The 19,550-nt window shown below is 68.6% G+C and carries 18 protein-coding genes; 13 read left to right on the forward strand and 5 right to left on the reverse strand.

All coding sequences use genetic code 11. From position 1 onward, the window contains the following. The first annotated feature begins 41 nt into the window (after positions 1-41). Positions 42-2,096, forward strand: coding sequence for a protein kinase (locus tag AB0F44_RS09790; RefSeq protein ID WP_357354967.1), 2,055 nt, complete (start codon positions 42-44; stop codon positions 2,094-2,096). Between the two features lie 10 nt (positions 2,097-2,106). Continuing rightward, complete coding sequence (locus AB0F44_RS09795; RefSeq protein WP_357354876.1) at positions 2,107-2,943, forward strand: 3'(2'),5'-bisphosphate nucleotidase CysQ; 837 nt, start codon at positions 2,107-2,109, stop codon at positions 2,941-2,943. Between the two features lie 332 nt (positions 2,944-3,275). Here the strand turns inward: AB0F44_RS09795 and AB0F44_RS09800 are convergent, their stop codons facing one another. Beyond that, on the reverse strand, positions 3,276-3,761 hold the full coding sequence (locus tag AB0F44_RS09800) for an SRPBCC family protein (RefSeq protein ID WP_357354878.1): 486 nt from the start codon (positions 3,759-3,761) through the stop codon (positions 3,276-3,278). Positions 3,762-3,805: 44 nt separating this feature from the next. Between AB0F44_RS09800 and AB0F44_RS09805 the strand changes: the two genes are divergently transcribed. Together AB0F44_RS09805 and AB0F44_RS09810 are read left to right on the forward strand one after the other, a co-directional pair. Next, a complete protein-coding gene (locus AB0F44_RS09805) occupies positions 3,806-4,546 on the forward strand; it encodes a dienelactone hydrolase family protein (RefSeq protein ID WP_357354880.1) in 741 nt (246 codons plus the stop codon). After that, a complete protein-coding gene (locus AB0F44_RS09810) occupies positions 4,546-5,043 on the forward strand; it encodes a gluconokinase (protein ID WP_357354882.1) in 498 nt (165 codons plus the stop codon). The genes AB0F44_RS09805 and AB0F44_RS09810 overlap by 1 nt, the downstream gene beginning before the upstream one ends. A gap of 168 nt (positions 5,044-5,211) precedes the next feature. Here AB0F44_RS09810 and AB0F44_RS09815 read toward each other — a convergent pair whose 3' ends face one another. Next, positions 5,212-6,111, reverse strand: a complete 900-nt coding sequence (locus AB0F44_RS09815) for a crotonase/enoyl-CoA hydratase family protein (protein ID WP_357354884.1) — start codon at positions 6,109-6,111, stop codon at positions 5,212-5,214. A gap of 138 nt (positions 6,112-6,249) precedes the next feature. Here AB0F44_RS09815 and AB0F44_RS09820 point away from each other — a divergent pair, with 138 nt between their 5' ends. Both AB0F44_RS09820 and AB0F44_RS09825 read left to right on the forward strand, forming a co-directional pair. Then, positions 6,250-7,374, forward strand: coding sequence for a histidine kinase (locus AB0F44_RS09820; RefSeq protein WP_357354886.1), 1,125 nt, complete (start codon positions 6,250-6,252; stop codon positions 7,372-7,374). Beyond that, positions 7,371-8,039, forward strand: coding sequence for a response regulator transcription factor (locus AB0F44_RS09825; protein ID WP_350659343.1), 669 nt, complete (start codon positions 7,371-7,373; stop codon positions 8,037-8,039). The genes AB0F44_RS09820 and AB0F44_RS09825 overlap by 4 nt, the downstream gene beginning before the upstream one ends. Before the next feature lie 12 nt (positions 8,040-8,051). Here the strand turns inward: AB0F44_RS09825 and AB0F44_RS09830 are convergent, their stop codons facing one another. The 3 genes from AB0F44_RS09830 to AB0F44_RS09840 all read right to left on the reverse strand — a co-directional run bounded on the left by AB0F44_RS09830 (position 8,052) and on the right by AB0F44_RS09840 (position 10,972). Next, positions 8,052-8,828 (reverse strand): ABC transporter permease subunit, encoded by a 777-nt coding sequence (locus AB0F44_RS09830; RefSeq protein ID WP_357354888.1) that lies wholly within the window; start codon positions 8,826-8,828, stop codon positions 8,052-8,054. Beyond that, on the reverse strand, positions 8,828-9,553 hold the full coding sequence (locus AB0F44_RS09835; RefSeq protein WP_357354891.1) for an ATP-binding cassette domain-containing protein: 726 nt from the start codon (positions 9,551-9,553) through the stop codon (positions 8,828-8,830). The genes AB0F44_RS09830 and AB0F44_RS09835 overlap by 1 nt, the downstream gene beginning before the upstream one ends. Before the next feature lie 96 nt (positions 9,554-9,649). Further along, positions 9,650-10,972 carry an LCP family protein gene (locus tag AB0F44_RS09840; RefSeq protein ID WP_357354892.1) on the reverse strand — a complete coding sequence of 441 codons (1,323 nt, stop codon included), beginning with the start codon at positions 10,970-10,972 and terminating at the stop codon, positions 9,650-9,652. 113 nt (positions 10,973-11,085) lie between these two features. Between AB0F44_RS09840 and AB0F44_RS09845 the strand changes: the two genes are divergently transcribed. The 7 genes from AB0F44_RS09845 (at position 11,086) to AB0F44_RS09875 (ending at position 19,429) form a co-directional block, all read left to right on the forward strand. Further along, positions 11,086-12,600: an LCP family protein gene (locus AB0F44_RS09845; RefSeq protein WP_357354894.1), complete on the forward strand. Its 1,515-nt coding sequence runs from the start codon at positions 11,086-11,088 to the stop codon at positions 12,598-12,600. 74 nt (positions 12,601-12,674) lie between these two features. Further along, a complete protein-coding gene (locus tag AB0F44_RS09850; RefSeq protein WP_350659348.1) occupies positions 12,675-13,610 on the forward strand; it encodes a glycosyltransferase in 936 nt (311 codons plus the stop codon). Continuing rightward, positions 13,607-14,509 carry a glycosyltransferase gene (locus AB0F44_RS09855; protein ID WP_350659349.1) on the forward strand — a complete coding sequence of 301 codons (903 nt, stop codon included), beginning with the start codon at positions 13,607-13,609 and terminating at the stop codon, positions 14,507-14,509. The genes AB0F44_RS09850 and AB0F44_RS09855 overlap by 4 nt, the downstream gene beginning before the upstream one ends. Before the next feature lie 37 nt (positions 14,510-14,546). Further along, entirely contained in the window at positions 14,547-15,740 is a 1,194-nt protein-coding gene (gene glf, locus AB0F44_RS09860; RefSeq protein WP_350659350.1) for a UDP-galactopyranose mutase, read from the forward strand. Continuing rightward, positions 15,737-17,752 (forward strand): glycosyltransferase, encoded by a 2,016-nt coding sequence (locus AB0F44_RS09865; RefSeq protein WP_357354897.1) that lies wholly within the window; start codon positions 15,737-15,739, stop codon positions 17,750-17,752. The genes glf and AB0F44_RS09865 overlap by 4 nt, the downstream gene beginning before the upstream one ends. After that, a complete protein-coding gene (locus AB0F44_RS09870) occupies positions 17,736-18,635 on the forward strand; it encodes an ABC transporter permease (RefSeq protein ID WP_357354899.1) in 900 nt (299 codons plus the stop codon). Before AB0F44_RS09865 ends, AB0F44_RS09870 begins: the two co-directional genes overlap by 17 nt. Then, entirely contained in the window at positions 18,632-19,429 is a 798-nt protein-coding gene (locus tag AB0F44_RS09875; protein ID WP_350659353.1) for an ABC transporter ATP-binding protein, read from the forward strand. The genes AB0F44_RS09870 and AB0F44_RS09875 overlap by 4 nt, the downstream gene beginning before the upstream one ends. The last annotated feature ends 121 nt before the right edge of the window (positions 19,430-19,550 follow it).

A 19,550-nucleotide genomic window follows, 5' to 3' on the forward strand; every position in this document is an offset into this window, starting at 1 on the left:
CCTCGACGGGAACGTCCCCCATGCAAACCTCCCCCCACCCCATGATTGCCGGCCGTTATGAGCTGCACCGCCTGATCGGGCGAGGCGGTATGGGCGAGGTATGGCAGGCCATGGACCTCACCCTGCAACGCTGGGTGGCGGTCAAGGTCGTCCGGACGTCGGCCGACCCGACGATGATCGAGCGGTTCCGGCGCGAGTCGCTCTCCACCGCGGCCGCCAGCCACCCCGGCACCGTGCAGGTCCACGACGCCGGGATCGAACGCACCGCCAACGGGCCGATGGCCTTCCTCGTGATGGAGCTCCTGACCGGCCCCGACCTCGGCGAACGCCTGCGTTCGCACGGCCCGCTGATCGCCCGGGAGGCCGGCGAGGTCATCGTCCAGTCCGCGCGCACGCTCGCCGCGGTCCACGCCCAGGGGATCGTCCACCGCGACATCAAGCCGTCCAACCTGGTCTACGACAGCGACCGCAGGATCAGGATCGTCGACTTCGGGATCGCCCAGCTCGCCCGGCTGGGTGACCAGCGGCTGACCTCCACCCACGACGTGGTCGGAAGCCTCGGCTACCTCTCGCCCGAGCGTGGCTCGGGTGGCGAGGTCGGTCCGCCGAGCGACATCTACTCCCTCGGCTGTGTCTTCTACGAGATGCTCACCGGCCGCACCCCCTACTCCGGCGGTGCGCCGGCGACGATGGTCTACCAGCACGCCACCGCACCCATCCCGCGGGTCAGCGCCGTGGTCCAGGTGCCGGGGATCATCGACGACCTGGTCGCGATGATGATGGCCAAGGACCCCGAGCAGCGGCCGAGCGCGCACGACGTCGTTGCGGTGCTCACCGGCTCGGGCCCGCTTCCGGTCTTCGACGCGCAGGTGCCCAGGCAGCGTCCGGCGCACGCGTCGGGTCCGATCAGCACCTCCGGCGCCTACGAGGCGTTCGGTGGGAGCGGCTCGTTCCCCGCTGCTGGGTCGACCGGGTCGACCGGTGCGACCGGCTCGTCCGGGGCGTTCGAGAGGATCGGGGCGAGCGGGTCGTTCCCGACCGGCGGGTCCCGGGTGGTGAAGCGCTCCGGCGCCAACCGGACGCTGAGCATCCTGCTCGCGGTGGCCCTGGTCGCTGTCGCGGTCGGCGGCGTGGCGACCTTCGCCTCCTTCCGCAGCGCCTCGGAGACGGGCCGGGCGGCCGCGCTCAGCGAAGCACTCCCGGAGACCATCGAGCTCGCCGTCGACGTGATCTTCGAGCGCGACGCGCTGCAGCCCGTCGCGCAGGCGCCGGTCAACGTACGTTCCACCTACCTGCACACGACCGACCTCGCGGTCGAGGAGTGGCGGACGGCCGCGGCCGAGGTCGACGTCGACGGTGACGCCGAGCTGCGGACTCTTCACCACGACATCACCGAGGTGCTCGACGACTTCGAGCTCTACCGGGTCGAGATGCAGGAAGGTGACAAGGCCAGCCAGGACGCCGCTCGCGAGGTCTACACCGCGCTGGCCAGCAACCTGCTGATGCTCGCGGCGCACGTGCCGGAGCTGGAGGACAACCAGACCGGCGACCAGGTCCGCAACCTCAGCAAGCTGACGCAGGCGGCGGAGGCGTTCAGCATCGAGCGGGAGCTCATGATCGTCGCGCTGTCCGAGAACGAGATCGGCACGAAGTCGGTCAAGGAGCTCACCGACGCGGAGGCCGCCTGGGTGAAGGCGTCCTCGGCGTTCTACTCGGGCGCCTCGCCCGACCTGCAGGCGGACCTCGACCAGGTCTCCGACGGCACCTTCGACAAGGGCTCGGGCGCGATGATGGTGCAGCGTATGGTCCGCGACGTCGCCGCCAAGGGCAGCATCGAGGGCGTCGCCACGGAGCTGAGGGCGGCGTCGAAGGGCGAGCCGATCGTCCGCACCTGGTCCGACGGCGCCGTCGCGTACATCCAGAGCCTTCTCGAGGTGATCCTGAAGTCGGCCGAGACCATGGCCAACGACGTCACCGACGAGCACGAGCGTGCCAAGACCGGGCTGATCCTGCGCGCGGTCCTGACCGGGGTGGCGCTGGTCGCCGCGATCGGACTCGGGCTGGGTCTTTATCGGACTCGGCGGTCGGCTGGATAGAGTGCCGCGGGTGAACTTCGAAGCGGAGCCAGAGAAGACCAAGCAGAGCGAAGCTGGTGTGCCTACGCCCGAGATCCTCGCCTCCGACCACCTGCTGGCCGCCTGGCTCGCCGAGACCGCCGGCCGCCGGCTGCTCGAGGTACGTGCCACCTCCGGCCTGGAGGGCAAGGAGCTCAAGGACGCCGGTGACCTCGCGGCTCACGAGCTGCTGATGGAGCTCGTCGCCGAGTACCGCCCGCAGGACGCCGTCCTCTCCGAGGAGGGCAAGGACTCCAAGGAGCGGCTCACGAAGGACCGGGTGTGGATCATCGATCCGCTCGACGGGACCCGCGAGTTCTCCGAGCCGCCGCGTGATGACTGGGCGGTGCACGTGGCGCTGTGGGCCTCCTCCAACGACGGTGAGCTGATCGCCGGCGCGGTCGCTCAGCCGGCGCTGGCGGACGCGTCCGTGCAGAGCACCTTCCACACCGGTGCCGCCCCGGTCGTGCCGCCGTCGACCTCGACCCGTCCCCGGATCGCCGTCTCCCGCAGCCGGCCGCCGGCGTTCGTGGCGGCGCTGGCCGAGGAGCTCGACGCCGAGCTGGTACCGATGGGATCGGCCGGCGTGAAGATGATGTCGGTCGTGCGCGACATCTCCGACGCGTACGTCCACGCGGGCGGGCAGTACGAGTGGGACTCCGCCGCCCCCGTGGCGGTCGCCGCCGCTGCCGGGCTGTTCACCTCCCGCATCGACGGCTCGCCGCTGCGCTACAACCAGGACGACGTGTATCTGCCTGATGTCATCGTTTGTCGGCCTGAGCTGTCGGAGCAGATCCTGTCGTTCATCAAGCGTCACGGGGTGGAGTGACGCGGTTCGGGCGATTGGCTCACCGCGGTCGGCGACCGTGATTTGGTCGGCTGTGGGCCGCCGGGTGTGGCCACGGCACAGGCATTCACGGCAGGTGACCGATCCACTCCGAGATCAGACATGGGGTCTCCGGGTGGAAGAAAATTTTCTTCCACGCACCAATCCCACCCAGGGCCAGGCCCCTCTGAGGCGAACGAAAATTCGTTCGCCTCACCGGAAGGAAAATTCCCTCCGGCGATCGGCCCACCCCAGCTCCCAAGCCACCGCCCAACCCAAACCGCGGCGGCAAACCCCAACCACAAAACACTCCATCCCGCCGGCGTGCAAAAGACTCAAGAGCCGAGCAGCAACTCCTCGAGCGACTCCAGGCTCTGCCGCGCGTACCCCTTCCACATCCACCCGAAGACGGGCATCGCGAACGAGGCGGCCTTGGACGTGGGAGTGACGTCCCAGGACCAGGTGACCCGGGTGCCGGTGCCAGCCGGGGCGAAGGACCAGCGCCCGGCGACGTGGCCGACCAGGAGCTTGAGCGGGCCGGAGAGCGGCATGATCTCGTAGGAGAACGTCGACGGGGCGTCGACGTCGGTCAGGGTCTCGCGCATCGTCGCGCCGTCGGCGAGGACGATCGTGCGGGTCTCGCCGGCGGCATCCCAGCCGCCGGCCTGGTCGCGGACTTCGGCGATCGGGCCGATCGCGGCGTACCGGCGACCGAAGATCTGCGGCAGCGGCGCCGGGAGGACGCGGGCGAGGGCGGTCTCGTACGCGACCGGGATCGCTCGGGAGGATTCGAGGTGCAGTGCCTCTGGGTGCTGGGTCATGAGGACGAGCATGGCATCAAGTGCCTGCGGGTAGCGTGAGGGACGTGGTGGTGGAGCAGATCGAGATCGAGACACCTGACGGCACCGCCGAGGCCTATCTGGCCCGGCCCGAGAGCACGCCGAAGGGTGGTGTGCTCGTCTACATGGATGCCATCGGCCTCCGGCCGCGGCTTGCGGAGATGATCGAGCGGGTCGCTTCCTGGGGCTACGTCGTGCTCGCGCCCAACACTTTCTACCGCGACGGCAGCGTGGCGGAGCTGGCACCGACCGGCGATCTCCGCGACCCCGCGGCGAGGGAGGCGTTCTTCGTGGACGCGATGTCGAGGGTCCGGGACCTGAGCGTCGCTCGGCTGGCGATCGACATCCCCGCGTACGTCGAAGCCCTACAGACGTACGTCACCGGCCCGCTCGCAACCCACGGCTACTGCATGGGCGCGCGGCTGGCGGTGCGGACCGCGGGGCGGTTCCCCGACGAGTTCGTCGCGGTCGGCGGCTTCCACGGCGGCGGGCTGGTCACCGCGGACGCCGCCTCGCCGCACACCTGCATCGCCGGGACGAGGGCGGAGTACTACTTCGGCCACGCCGACCACGACCGCTCCATGACGCCGGAGAACGTCGAGGCCCTCAGCAGGGCGCTCGACGACGCCGGGGTGATGTACACGAACCTCATCTACCCCGACGCCCCGCACGGCTACACGATGTCGGACACCTTCTCCTACCAGGAGGAGGGGACTCATCGGCACTTCACCGATCTCGAGGCGCTTTACGCCCGTACGATGGCCTGATGGCGAAACCGGTACTTGTCGTGATGGGAGTCTCGGGCTCAGGGAAGTCGACCATCGGGGCGGCGATCGCGGGGCGGCTGCGGGTGCCGTTCGAGGATGCCGACGACCTGCATCCGCAAGCCAACATCGAGAAGATGACCGCAGGGATCGCGCTCGACGACGATGACCGCTACCCCTGGCTCGAGGCGGTCGGCGAGTGGCTCGCCCGACACGCCGAGCGCGGTGGCGTGATGGGCTGCTCGGCGCTGAAGCGGAAGTACCGCGACCAGCTCCGCCGGCACTGCCCGGAGGTGACCTTCCTCCACCTGGAGGGCACCCGCGAGGTGATCGCGAGGCGCCAGGCGAGCCGACCCGGCCACTTCATGCCGGCCGCGCTCCTGGACAGCCAGTTCAAGACGCTCGAGCCGCTCGAGTCGGACGAGGCCGGGATGGCCGTCGCCGTCGACCAGCCGGTCGACGCGATCGTCGAGGAGTACGCAGGCCGGATCGGCGCCTAGAACGGCGCCTGAGCTAGGCCGAGAGGCGGCCGACACGCGCCCATCTCGGGTTGGGCACTGCGTGCCGGCCGCGGCCACGCCCGGGTGAGGGACCAGCGGGCGGGCCCACTTTCGACCGTAGCCCAGGATGGTGCCCCACAACAGGGGGATATCGACTATCCCTGCAGGTCAGCCCGTAAAAATCTGTCCGTAGAACACGTCCGGGACCTCGGATGCCTTCGAGGTGAACTCGGGGGCTCGCTTCTCCAGGAACGCCGCGACTCCCTCCTTGCCGTCGCCGACCGAGGCGTAGAACATCGCCAGCGAATCGGACAGGTGCGCCTCGAGCGGGTGGCGCGCGGAGGCGTTGCGGGTGATCAGCTGGCGGACGAGGGCGGTGCCGACCGGCGACCGGTTCTGGGTGAACCTCCGGGCCAGGTCGATGGCGGCGGGCAGCAGCTCGTCGGGCAGGTGGATGCTTCGGATCAGACCGCCGTCGAGGGCCTGGTCGGGGTCGAGGATCTCCGCGGTGTAGAGCCACTCCAGCGCCCGGGGAACGCCCACGACGCGCGGCAGGAAGTAGGACGAGCAGGCCTCGGGGACGATGCCGAGCTTGCCGAAGACGAAGCCGATCTTCGCCTTCGAGGAGGCCAGCCGAGCGTCCATCGCGCACAGCATCGTGGCGCCGATCCCGACCGCCGGGCCGTTGATCGCGGCGATCACCGGCTTGGGGAGCGCGTGGATCGCGAGGGTGACCTTGCCGCCGGTGTCGCGTACGCCCTCGGCGTACTCGGGGTGGTTGGCCGGGTCGGCGAGGTGCTCGGCGAGCCTCTCCGGCGTCGGGTGCAGCGACTCGTCGAGGCCGAACACGTTCCCGGAGGCGGAGAGGTCCATCCCGGCGCAGAACGCCCGCCCGGCGCCGGTCACCACCACCGCGCGCACCTCGTCGGCCATCGCGTCGGTGGTGAAGACCTCCTCGAGCTCGCGCGCCATCGTCACCGTGAACGAGTTGAGGGCGTCTGGGCGGTTGAGGGTCAGGAGCGCGATGCCGTCGGCGTCCACGTCGAAGGTCAGGGTCTCGTAAGCCATGGGTCACAGTCTGCACCGGTGGTCGAGCTTGTCGAGACCCCCTCTCGCGTATTGGGTCCGCTCAGCCGCGGCTCGGCGGGTCTACGTACTGTCGAAAGTCGGTACGTCCGGAGCGATGCGGCAACTACCGTGGTGCGCGTGAGTCTGCTGCGCCGGCCCCGCTTGTCTGAACCGATCCTGTCGGGCCTCCTGGTCGTGGCGGTCGCCGCCGAGCACCTCTACATGAGCGACGCCGGCCACCCGCAGTGGTCGGGCTGGTCCGCGCTGTTGGGAATCCTCGGCGTCACGCTGGCGATGTGGGTCCGGAAGAGGCAGCCAGCGGTCGCGGTCGCGCTCGTGTGCGCGCTGGTCGGCGGCACGGTGGTTGCCAACGACGGATGGGTCCTGATCAGCTACATCGCGTTCGCGGCGCTGGTGAGCTTCCTCGTCGGCAGATGGGCCGACCGGGTGTGGCCGTCGGCGATCGTGGCCGGCGTGGCCGTGGTGACGCTGACCGTGCTGGACGCCGTCGTCAACGGCGGCGGGGTGCAGGTGGCGATGGCCGGCAACATGGTCATCTTCATGGCGCTGCCATGGCTCAGCGGCCGCTATCTGCGCCAGGTCGCCCGCAACCACTCGACCGAGATCGAGCAGGCCCAGCTCACCGAGCGTGCCCGGATCGCCCAGGAGATGCACGACTCGCTGGGCCACGAGCTCAGCCTGATCGCGCTGCGCGCCGGTGCGCTCGAGGTTGCGCCGGGTCTCAGCGACGCCCACCAGAAGGCGGCCGGCGCCATCCGCGCGGCCGCCGCCGGGGCCACCGAGCGCCTTGGCGAGATCGTCGGCGTCCTCCGCCCGGCCGCCGAGGAGGCCCCGCTGACCCCTGCCGCGGCCGGGATCGGCGGCCTGGTCGAGCGCGCACGTGAGTCGGGGATGGACGTACGCCTGGAGGGCTCGCTCGATGACGGCGAAGGGGTGCGGGACGTCGCCGCCCATCGCATCGTGCAGGAGGCGTTGACCAACGCGGCCCGGCACGCTCCCGGGGCGTCGGTGACGGTCTCGGTGGAGAACGGAGCCGACGGCATACGCCTATCGGTGACGAACGGCCGCGCGACCCTCCCTCCGCGCGCCGGGGCCACGACCGGCCTCGGTCTGGCTGGACTGGAGGAGGCTGCGCGCGCCGCCGGCGGCACGCTGCGCCACGGCCCCGCCGCCGGCGGCGGGTTCGAGGTGGTCGCCGATCTGCCGGCCCGCGAGGACCAGCGGCGCGGGGTGCGCCTGTGATCCGGGTGCTGCTCGCCGACGACGAGGCGATGGTGCGGGCCGGCGTACGCGCGATCCTGGAGACCGACGAGAGGATCGAGGTGGTCGCCGAGGCCGCCGACGGGCGCGAGGCGGTCGAGGCGGCCCAGCGCCACCGGCCCGACGTCGCGCTGCTCGACGTCAGGATGCCGCGGATGGACGGTCTGGCGGCTGGGGCCGAGATCGCCCGGACCGCCCCGGAGACCGCCCGGGTCATGCTGACCACCTTCTCCGAGGACGCCTACATCGCCCGGGCCCTCGGCGACGGGGCGAGCGGGTTCCTGCTGAAGTCCGGCGATCCCCGCGAGCTGCTCGCGGGCGTGCACGCGGTCGCCGACGGCGCCGCCTTCCTCTCGCCACGGGTCGCCCAGCGCGTCATCGCCGAGCTCGGCGCCGGGGCCGGTGACCGGATGTCGCGGGCCGCGGACGCGCGGGCCAAGGTCGCCGCCCTCACCGACCGCGAGCGCGACGTGATGGCGCTGGTCGGCGCAGGGCTCTCCAACGCCGAGATCGGTCGCCGTCTCCACCTCGTGGAGGGGACGGTGAAGGCCTATCTGAGCAGCGCCTTCGGTCGTCTCGGCGTACGCAACCGGGTGCAGGCAGCGGTCCTCGCCCACGAGGCAGGGCTCGTGAGCGAGGACCGCTAGCAGGCGGAAGCCTCAGGCGTCGCGCCGGCGGAACACCAGGTACCCCGCCAGCAGCGTGGCCACGGACCAGGCGGTGAAGAGCCCGAGCCCGCCGTTGCGGCCGTAGGGGAGTCCGTCGGAGAGCCCGAAGAGGGTCGCGATCCCGATGCCGAGATACTCCGTGCCCGCCGTCCCCGGCAGGTAGTAGGAGACGTCGGTCATCAGGTCCATCCCGCTCATCATCAGCACCATCGGCAGCAGGAAGAGCACCAGGAACGCCACGACCAGCGCCCCGGCGGTGCTGCGCAGACCGACCGCGAGCCCGATGGCCAGCGCGACGACCACGCCCATGTAGACGCTGATCTTGCCGGCCACCGTGGCCACCGCGGAGACGTCGAAGACCCCGTAGTCGCCCGCCGTCAGGTAGCCGAGACCGGCGCCCAGGACGGCGAGGAGCGCTCCGGCGACCAGTGCGACGACCTCCACGACGACCAGCTTCGCAACCAGCACCCGGCGGCGCCGGGGCTCGCACTGCAGGGTCGTACGCATGCTGCCGGAGGCGTACTCCGAGGTCACCGTCAGCAGGGCCAGCGCGATCAGCGCGAACTGGGTGAAGAGCAGCCCCGCGGTGGCGACCTCCTCGACATGGAGGAGCTGGTCGGCGTGGGACAGGTTCGGGTTGGGCTCGGCGGCGTCGAAGCCCAGCGGGACCGAGTAGAGCGCCATCAGCGCGGCCGCGCCGATCAGGCACCACCAGGTCGAGCGGACGGACCAGAGCTTGGTCCATTCGGACGAGATCGCAGCAAGCATCAGGCCACCTCCGTCCCGGTGTACTCCACGCTGTCGGCCGTCAGCCGGAAATAGGCTTCCTCCAACGAGCCGTGCCCGGCCACGAACGACTCCAGCGAGGAGTCCGCGAGCAGCCGCCCACGCCCCAGCACGACCAGGTGGTCGGCGGTCTGCTGCATCTCGCTCATCAGGTGGCTGGAGACGAGGACCGTACGCCCCTCCGCGGCGAGCGACCTCAGCAGCTTCCGGATCCACATCACCCCGTCGGGATCGAGCCCGTTGACCGGCTCGTCGAAGAGCATCACCCGCGGGTCGCCGAGCAGCACGCCCGCGATCCCGAGCCGCTGGCTCATCCCGAGCGACAGGCTCCCGGCCCGCCGCCGGGCGACCCCGGCGAGACCGACGCGCTCGAGCACGTCGTCGACCCGGGCCACCGGGATCGAGTTGCTCCGCGCCATCGCCACCAGATGCGTACGCACCCGGCGACCGGGGTGCACCGCCTTGGCGTCGAGCAGCGCACCGACCTCGCGCAGCGGACGCCGCAGCGAGGCGTACGGACGGCCGTCGATCGTCGCCGTCCCCGACGTCGGCCGGTCCAGGCCGAGGATCATCCGCATGGTGGTGGACTTCCCGGCGCCGTTGGGGCCGAGGAAGCCGGTGACCCGGCCGGGCACTATCTGCATGGTGAGATCGTCGACCGCGGTGGTCGCGCCGTATCTCTTGGTCAGGTGGTCCAGAGTGATCATGCCTCGAACCTAGGGACGTACGCGGCCGGGCACAGTGGACGAAAAGCAGCCGTCCCTACCGACGAAAGTCAGTAGGGACGGCTGGGGTGGAACGGACTATTCGGGCAGACCGGTCGGGGTGCAGATGTCGGCCGGGATCTGGTCGACGGTGTCCGCCTTGATGTGGCCGAACATCGTGAGCGCGTCCTCCTTGCGCCAGTTGACCGCGAAGTCTCGGATCGGGACGCCACAGGTCATCGCGGAGCCACCTGCGAGCGCCTTGAACGCCCACAGGAACTTCGCGCCGCCGATGACGCTCATGCCCTCGCCGACCTTGAGTCCTTCGGCGCCCTCGCCCATCTCGGCGAGCTTGGCCGGGTTCAGCAGGGTGCCCAGGCTGGTGGCCTTCTTGCCGATCGCGGAGATGACCTCGGTCTGGTTGGCGCCACGACCCAGGTCGCCGTCCTCGGCCGCATAGCGGGAACGGGAGTACGCGAGCGCGGTGACTCCATCGACCTCCTGGCAGCCCTTCTCGATGTCCAAACCGGCCTTGGGGTCCTTCATGTCCTTCTTCGGGCAGATCTCGATGCCACCCACACCGTCGACGAGCCGGGCCAGACCGCCCATGCCGATCTCGACATAGCCGTCGATGCGTACGCCGGTGTTCTGCTCGATCGTCTGCACCAGCAGCTCGGGGCCGCCATAGGCGAACGCCGCGTTGATCTTGGTCTCGCCATGGCCCGGGATCGGCACGATGGAGTCACGGGGGAGGGTCACCACGATCGTCTTGCCGGCGCCGGTGTGCAGCAGCTTGATGGTGTCGGTGCGGCTGCCCGCGGCGTCACCGGTGGAGAGCTTCTTCTTCTCCTCGGCGGTGAGACCCTCGCGGGAGTCGCTGGCGACGATGAGGTACGTCGTGCCGGGCTGGTCCGCGGGCCGCTCGCCCGCGGTCGGCTCATAGGGGACCTTGTCGACCTTGTTCCAGGCGCTGATGCCGATCCAGGCGACAGCGCCGACCAGGATCAGCACCGGGATCATCACGATGGCGACGAACCGGCGGAACGGGTGGCGCTTCTTGGGCTTGGGCTGGCGTCCCCCGCGGCCGCCGTAGCCATCGCCCGGACCGCCAGGGCCGCCGTAGCCCCCGTTGCCGCCGTACTCGCTCGGCTGGCTCCAGCCACCCTGCTGGCCGTAGCCCTGGTCGTACCCCTGGTCGTAGCCAGGTGTCGGCGCGATCTGCCCCGGCTGGGGCAGCGGCCGGTCATAGCCGCCACGCGGGGGCGCCTGAGGCGGCGAGCCGCCGGGAGGGCGCCGGATGGTGGGCATGACGTTGGTGGGCTCGGGCCCCGAGGGCTGAGCATTCTGGCCATTGCCGTACGCCCAGCCGTACTGCTGCGACCGGGGATCGTTGGGGCTGCCAGGGTTGCGGGGGTTTGGCATGCGCTCAAACGTACCGTGCCAGGCCGCTAAAGTTAGTCGGCGCGTCGCACCACTGTGTTACTCGTGTGACTGGTGATACTGGCGGTGCAAACTCATCACTCGAGGGACCCCAGATGGCTGAGCAGAACTACCGGCCCCAGCGTACGGCCGCCGAGCGCGCCTCCCGCGTGCGGTTCCGTCGCGCCATGGCGCTGCTGCTGATCACGCTGCTCCTGCCGGGGTCCGCCCAGCTCGTCGCCGGCAACCGCCGCGTCGGCCGGATCGCGATCTGGACCGTCATCGGTCTCGCGGTCACCGCCGGGCTGGTCTTCCTGATCTCCCTGCTGTGGCACGGCCTGATCTTCCGGCTCGGCACGACGCCGTGGCTGCTGGGCCTGTTCCGCATCGCGCTCATCGCCGGCGCCATCGCCTGGGCCGGGCTCTTCATCGACGCCTGGCGCCTGGGCCGCCCGCTCGAGCTCGACCTCAAGCAGCGCCGCATCGTGGTCGCGATCAACGGCGCGCTGGCCTTCTCCGTGGCCGCGACCCTGATCTTCGGCGCCCATCTGGTCGGCGTCCACAAGGGCATGGTCGAGGCGATCTTCGCCGGTGCCGAGGCCGCCGAGGCCCACAACGGCCGCTTCAACGTCCTGCTCGCCGGCGCCGACTCCGACGGCGGGAAGACCCGCTGGGGCCTGCGTCCCGACTCGCTCACGGTCGCCTCCATCGACGCCGTGACCGGACGCACGGTGCTCATCGGCCTGCCCCGCAACATGCAGAACTTCACCTTCGACGACGGCTCGCCGATGGACGAGGAGTTCCCGCGCGGCTTCGACTGCGACGGGTGCTACCTCAACGGCGTGAGCACCTGGGCAGGGGAGCACAAGGAGCTCTACAAGGGCGAGAAGGACCCCGGGATGGCCGCCACAGTGGACGCCGTCGAGGGCATCACCGACCTGCAGATCAGCTACTACGCAATCGTCGACCTCAACGGCTTCGAGGAGATCGTGGACGCCATCGGGGGAGTCACCCTGAACGTCCGCCAGCCGATCCCGGTCGGTCTCCCCTCCGACAGCTTCTACACCCACATCCAGCCCGGCACGAAGAAGCTCGACGGCTGGGAGACCCTCTGGTACGCCCGGGCCCGCCATGACTCCGACGACTACTCCAGGATGGCCCGCCAGAAGTGCGTCCTGAACGCGATCCTGCAGCAGACCAGCCCCGCAGACGTCGTACGCCACTACCAGGACGTCGCGAAGGCGACCGGCTCCACCATCACCACCTCGGTCCCGCCGAGCGAGATCGAGCGGTTCTCGGCGCTGGCGCTGAAGGCGAAGTCGCAGAAGATCTCGACGCTCTCCCTGGTGCCTCCGCTGGTCAACTCCGCCGACCCGGACATGTCCGACATCCACGCCGAGGTGCGCAAGGCGGTGAAGAAGGCCACTCCGAAGAAGGAGGAGGTCTTCGCGTCGCCCGGCACCGGCGACGACGGCGAGACCAAGGCGCCCACGCAGAAGGCCGAGGGCAAGCCCAAGGCGGGCGGCTCCGAGGCTGACGACAAGGGTGGCCCCGTCACCGGCGGTTCCCTGGGCTCGCGCAACAAGGGTTACCAGGCCAACGAGACCGACGACCTCGCCTCAGCCTGTTGAACAACGGGTTAAGCGCAGGTCACAGCGACTCGCTGATTCCCGGGATACACCGCGGTCGCGGCTAGTCTGGATCCGTGCCAGGGAGCAATCGTGTCGCCGCCGTCGTGGTGACCTTCAACCGTCTCGAGCTGCTGCAGCGACTGCTGGAGCGGCTCGACGTGGTCGACGGCCTCGACGAGGTGATCGTCATCGACAACGCTTCCACCGACGGTACGTCGCAGTGGCTCGCCGAGCTCGACGGTGCCGAGGAGCCGGGTCAGCGCCAGGTGCCGGTGATCGCCCGCACCCTGCAGCGCAACAGTGGCGGCGCCGGCGGCTTCCACGACGGCCTGGAGCTGGCGATCGAGCGCGGCGCCGACCTGGTCTGGCTGATGGACGACGACGGCCTGCCCGACACCGACTGCCTCGGGCTGCTGCTCAAGCAGACCGACCTCGACTTCTGGGGGCCGCTCGTCGTCGACGAGGGCGACCCCGGCCGCCTGGTGTTCCCGATCCGGCTCCCGGGCCGCTCCAAGGTCGTGCACCAGCTCGCCGACGTCGAGGCAGCCGCCACCGACGGCCTGATCAAGGACATCGTGATCCCGTTCAACGGGGTCCTGGTCACCCGCGACCTGGTTGAGCGGATCGGCTACCCCAGAGCGGAGTACTTCATCTGGGGCGACGACCACGAATACCGTCTCCGGGCCGAGAAGGCCGGGGCGCGGATCGCGACCGTCGTCGGCGCTCAGGTGCGCCATCCCTCCGTCGGAGATCTCGGCACCCCGATGGCGTGGGGGAGGGCGACGTACAACCACACGCCGAGCGACCTGAAGCACTACTGCATGGCGCGCAACAACCTGCTCAACCTGCGCGACTACCGAGGGTGGCCCTTCGCTTTGGCTTTCGTGGCGAAGACTCTATGGTTCTACCTGCTCACCAAGCCGCAGCCGAAGCGGATCCGGCTCTCTGCGCAGGCGTGGTGGGCAGCCATCCGGGGGGACTTCAGTGGACACGAGAGGTTCCTTCGTTGAGCACCACCCGTGAGACGGTCGCGATCGTCGTCGTCACCTACAACCGCGCCGACATGCTGCGCGGGCTGCTCGACGGGCTCACCAAGCTCGACGAGCCCGCTGACGCGGTGATCGTCGTCAACAACGCCTCCACCGACCACACCGCGCAGGTCCTCGCCGAGGCGATCACGCCCAACCTCCAGGTCATCGACAGCCCGGAGAACCTCGGTGGCGCCGGCGGCTTCCACCTCGGCACCAAGGCCGCGGTCGAGCAGGGATGGGACCGTCTCTACCTGATCGACGACGACGTCGTCCCGGCCCACGACTGCCTCGAGGTGCTGCTCGCCCAGGACGAGGACTGCCTCTTCTCGGTGCGTGAGGACAAGAACGGCAAGCTGATCGAGCTGGCCGCGCTGAAGTTCGACCTGCGCAACCCGCTCGCGATCAAGCCCAAGACCGCCTCGGTCATGGACACCTACCCGACCCGCGACGCGCTTCCGGAGCGGGTCGCCGTGGAGAACGTCGCCTTCGAGGGCTTCATGATCCGCCGCACCGTCCTGGAGGAGATCGGGCTTCCCGATCCGACCTACTTCATCTTCTACGACGACGTGGATCTCGCGATCCGCGCCCGCCGCGCCGGCCGCACCATCTGGGCCGTACGCGACGCGGTGCTCGTGCGACAGCTCGACTTCAGCCAGCAGCACGACTTGGCCGGCTGGAAGGGCTTCTACATGTACCGCAACCTCTTCGTCGTCCACTTCCGCTACGGCGAGAACGTCCTCGTACGTCTCAAGCCCTGGCTCATCACGGCGGCTGTGGTTCTCCTCAGCCCGCTGCGAGGCGGCAAGCACGAAGCCGTCAACGTGATCAAGGCCCTGCGCGCCGCGCGGGGCATGCGAACCCTGCCCACCTCCTCCTGACCGACCCCTTACCCACAGAGACCTAGACTGAGCGATCGTGTCCTTCCCTGAAACCACTCCTGACCTCGTCGTCGTCGGCTCCGGCCTCTTCGGCCTCACCATCGCCGAGCGCGCCGCCACCGAGCTGGACAAGAAGGTGCTCATCATCGAGCGCCGTCCGCACATCGGTGGAAACGCCTACTCCGAGTTCGACGAGGAGACCGGCATCGAGGTGCACAAGTACGGCACCCACCTCTTCCACACCTCCAACGAGAAGGTGTGGAACTACGTGCGGAAGTTCACCGAGTTCACCGACTACAAGCACAAGGTGTTCGGGAAGTACAAGGGGCAGGTCTACTCCCTGCCGATGAACCTCGCGCTGATCAACTCCTTCTTCGGGAAGTCGCACACCCCCGACGAGGCGCGCGCGCTGATCGCGGAGCAGGCCTCCGAGTTCAACACCGAGGACGCCAAGAACCTCGAGGAGAAGGCGATCTCGCTGATCGGCCGCCCGCTCTACGAGGCCTTCATCAAGGGCTACACCGCCAAGCAGTGGGAGAAGGACCCGACGGAGCTGTCGCCCGACATCATCACGCGCCTCCCGGTCCGCTACACCTTCGACAACCGCTACTTCAACGACAAGTACGAGGGTCTCCCGGTCGACGGTTACACCGCGTGGCTGGAGCGGATGGCCGACCACCCCAACATCGAGGTCAAGCTCGACACCGACTTCTTCACCGTGGTCGACGACTTCAAGGGCAAGGTCCCGATCGTCTACACCGGCCCGGTCGACGAGTACTTCGACTTCTCCGCGGGCAAGCTCTCCTGGCGCACCGTGGACCTCGAGTCCGAGACCCTCGACGTGGACGACTACCAGGGCACCGGCGTGGTGAACGCCAACGACCCCGAGGTCCCGTTCACCCGTGAGCTGGAGTTCAAGCACCTCCACCCCGAGCGCGCCGACCGCTACAAGCCCGGCAAGACGATCGTGGTGAAGGAGTACAGCCGCTTCGCCCAGGAGGGCGACGAGCCGTACTACCCGATCAACACCGCCGACAACCGCGAGAAGATCCTGGTCTACCGCGACCTGGCCAAGAAGGAGCCGATGGTGCTCTTCGGTGGCCGCCTCGGCACGTACAAGTACCTCGACATGCACATGGCGATCGCGTCCGCGCTCACCATGTTCGAGAACAAGCTCCGTCCCCACTTCGAGGACGGCACCCCGCTCACCTCCGGAGGCGTTGACGAATGAGCGTGACCCGACTGCTCCAGCGGCAGATCCTGCCCCTGGACCGTGACTCCGACGTACTCCCGCTCTACGTCGACAACCAGGCTGCCATCCTCGACGCCGACAAGTACGAGGTCGGCTCCGACAAGACGGCCCAGGCGCTGAACAACGCCCAGATCCGCCAGTCGATCAACGACGGGACCCAGATCCACCCCGACCAGATCGAGTCGCGTACGGCGCTGCGGATCCTGAAGAGCGAGCGGCTCTCGCTCGGCACCTACTTCAACGCGTTCCCGGCCAGCTACTGGCGCCGGCACACCGTGGTCGACAGCGTGAAGCTGACCGTCGCCCTCCAGGGCCGCGGCGCGAGCGTCATCGTCTACAAGTCGATGGCCAACGGCCGCTCGCAGCGCGTCGACGCCGCCGACACGGGCACCAACCCCGAGGGCACCTTCACATTCGACCTGCCGCTGAAGCCGTTCGTCGACGGCGGCTGGTACTGGTACGACGTCGTCGCCTCCGACGAGGACGCCGTCATCACCTCGGCCGAGTGGACCGCGGAGGTCCCCGACGACCGTGCCGAGCACGGCACCGTCGACATCTGCGTCACCACGATGAACAAGCCCGACTTCTGCGCCAAGCTGCTCGCGCAGATGGGCGAGGACGAGCAGCTGCGCCCGTACCTCGACACCGTCTTCGTGATGGAGCAGGGCACCAAGAAGGTTGCCGACGACGTCGAGTTCCCGGCGGCCGAGAAGGCTCTGGGCGACCTGCTGCACATCGTCGAGCAGGGCAACCTGGGTGGCTCCGGCGGTTACGCGCGTGGTCAGCTCGAGTCGCTGCGCAAGGGCACCGCGACGTACGCCCTGATGATGGACGACGACGTCGTCTGCGAGCCTGAGGGCATCATCCGCGCGATCACCTTCGGTGACCTCGCCAAGCGGCCGACCATCGTCGGCGGCCACATGTTCTCGCTCTACGCCAAGTCCCGCCTGCACTCCTACGGCGAGATCGTCCAGCCGTGGCGCTTCTGGTGGCAGTCGGCTCCCGGCGTCTACGGCGACTGGGACTTCGGCGCCCGCAACCTGCGCTCGACCCGCTGGCTGCACAAGCGCGTCGACGTGGACTTCAACGGCTGGTTCATGTGCCTGATCCCGCGCAAGGTGATCGAGGAGATCGGGCTCTCGCTGCCGGTCTTCATCAAGTGGGACGACTCCGAGTACGGCCTGCGCGCCAAGGCGGCAGGCTTCCCGACCGTGTCGTTCCCGGGTGCGGCCGTGTGGCACGTCCCGTGGACCGACAAGAACGACGCCCTCGACTGGCAGTCCTACTTCCACCAGCGCAACCGCTTCGTCGCCGCGCTGCTGCACTCGATCTACGACGACGGCGGCCGCATGGTCACCGAGTCGTTCTCCCACCAGATCAAGCACCTGGTCTCGATGCAGTACTCGACGGTCATGCTGCGCCACCAGGCGCTGCTCGACGTGCTCGCCGGACCCGAGAAGCTCCACGAGACCCTCGCGACCCAGCTTCCCGCCGTACGCGAGATGGTCAAGGACTACCCGGACGCGCAGCTCAAGGCCGACCGTGACGAGTTCCCGCCCGTGCGCCGCCACAAGCCGCCGCGCAAGGGCAAGGAGGACACCGAGGTCCCGACCAGCCGCGAGGTCAAGCTGGCCGCGCTCAAGGCGCCGATCCGGCAGATCATGAAGCCGCGCAAGCTCTCCACGGAGTTCCCCGAGGCCGAGCTCGCCGCGATGGACAACCAGTGGTACCGGATCACCAAGTACGACAGCGCCATCGTGTCGATGAACGACCAGCAGGGCGCTGCCTTCTACCGCCGCGACAAGAAGCTCTTCAACCAGATGCTGAAGGACACCGTCAAGGTGCACCGCCGGCTCAAGCGCCAGTGGCCGAAGCTGGCCGAGGAGTACCGCTCAAAGCTGAGCGAGTTCACCTCGCCCGAGGCCTGGGAGAAGACCTTCGAGCCATGGCTGGCCGCTGAGGAGAAGGGGTCCGATGGCAACCGGAGTTGATGAACGCCCCGTACGGATCGTCGACGCGCCGCTGGCACCTCCTGCGGAGAACCTCGGGCTGCTCTCGGTCTTCAAGCGCCGCTACCTCCTCAAGCTGCTGGTGCAGCGTGAGATCAGCGGTCGCTACTCCAACTCGATCCTCGGCGTCTTCTGGTCCTACATCAACCCGTTGACGCAGTTCCTCGTCTACTGGATCTTCATGGGCAAGATCATGGGCGCGGACAAGGGGATGGACAACTACCCGGTCCACCTCTTCGCCGGGCTCGTCATCGTCCACTTCTTCACCGAGACCTTCGGGGCAGGGACGCGATCCCTGCTCGGCAACAAGGGTCTGCTGAAGAAGATGGCGATGCCGAAGGAGATGTTCCCGGTCGCCTCGATGCTGGTCTCGCTGTACCACCTCGTGCCGGCGACCCTGATCCTCATCGTCGTCTGCGTGTTCAGCGGATGGGCGCCGAACTGGGAGACGATTCCCTCGCTCCTGCTCGCGCTCGGCATCGTGATGGCGCTGGGCACCGCCCTGGCGCTGGTCTTCAGCCTTGCCAACGTCTTCTTCCGGGACTTCGGCAGCGCGGTCAACATCCTGACCAACTACATCCGGTTCGGCGTACCGATGATGTACCCGTTCTCGATGATCGTGGAAGCTCTGGGCGACAAGTCCTGGATCTACCTGCTCAACCCGATCTCGGACGCCGTGCTGCTCTTCCAGCAGGCCTTCTGGGTCGGGGTGACGCCGAACCCGGAGGCGACCGCCGCCGAGCACCTGCCCGAGAATCTGTGGATGTGGGGTCTGGGCGCGTTCGGTGTCTCGCTGGTCCTGCTGGTGATCGCCCAGGTGGTCTTCAGCAAGTACGAGAACAAGATTCCGGAGCGTCTGACATGACCGCCGACTCGATCGTGGTGGACGGAGTCACCAAGAACTTCACGCTCCGCTACCACCGCAGCATCAAGGACATCACCGTCGCCAAGATGAAGGGACGGGCCGTCTCCAACACCTTCAAGGCGCTGGACGACGTCACCTTCACGATCAAGCAGGGCGAGTCGGTCGGCCTGATGGGCCTCAACGGCTCGGGCAAGTCGACCCTGCTGAAGCTGATCAGCGGCGTGATGCGCCCCGACCAGGGTGCCGTGAAGACGCGCGGTCAGATCGCCGGCCTGATCGCGACGGGCGCGGGCTTCCACCCGCAGCTGTCCGGCAGGGAGAACATCTTCCTCAACGCCGCGATCTACGGGCTCTCCGCCGAGGAGACCGCCGAGATCTACGACGACGTGGTGAACTTCGCCGAGCTCGGCGACCACCTCAACTCCCCGGTCGGCAACTACTCCTCGGGGCAGTACTCGCGCCTGGGGTTCTCGGTCGCCGTCCACATCGACTCCGACATCTTCCTCGCCGACGAGGTCCTCGCCGTCGGTGACAAGCCCTTCAAGAAGAAGTGCATGGAGAAGATGGAGGAGATCCGCGACAGCGGCCGCACCGTGGTCTACGTCAGCCACGCCGCCGGCTCGGTCAAGCGGATGTGCGACCGCGTCATCTGCCTAGAGAAGGGCCGCCTGGTCTTCGACGGCGACGTCGACGAAGGCATCGAGTACCTCCACTACGGTGAGGACGACGCCAAGGGATCGGTGGCGCAGAGGAAGCTCGACGCTGCCGACAGCGCCCTTGGGGCGGAAGTCTGAGCTGAGCTCAGGGCGAGAGCCTGCGGGGAATTACAGATCTGTAGTTCTTCGCAGGCTCTTCCCACGTCTGTGGCTGATGTGAAAGATGTTCCCTGGTGTTACGGAACCAGGGGGGATCCAC

The organism is Nocardioides sp. NPDC023903 (assembly GCF_040639295.1).
GTDB lineage: Bacteria > Actinomycetota > Actinomycetes > Propionibacteriales > Nocardioidaceae > Nocardioides.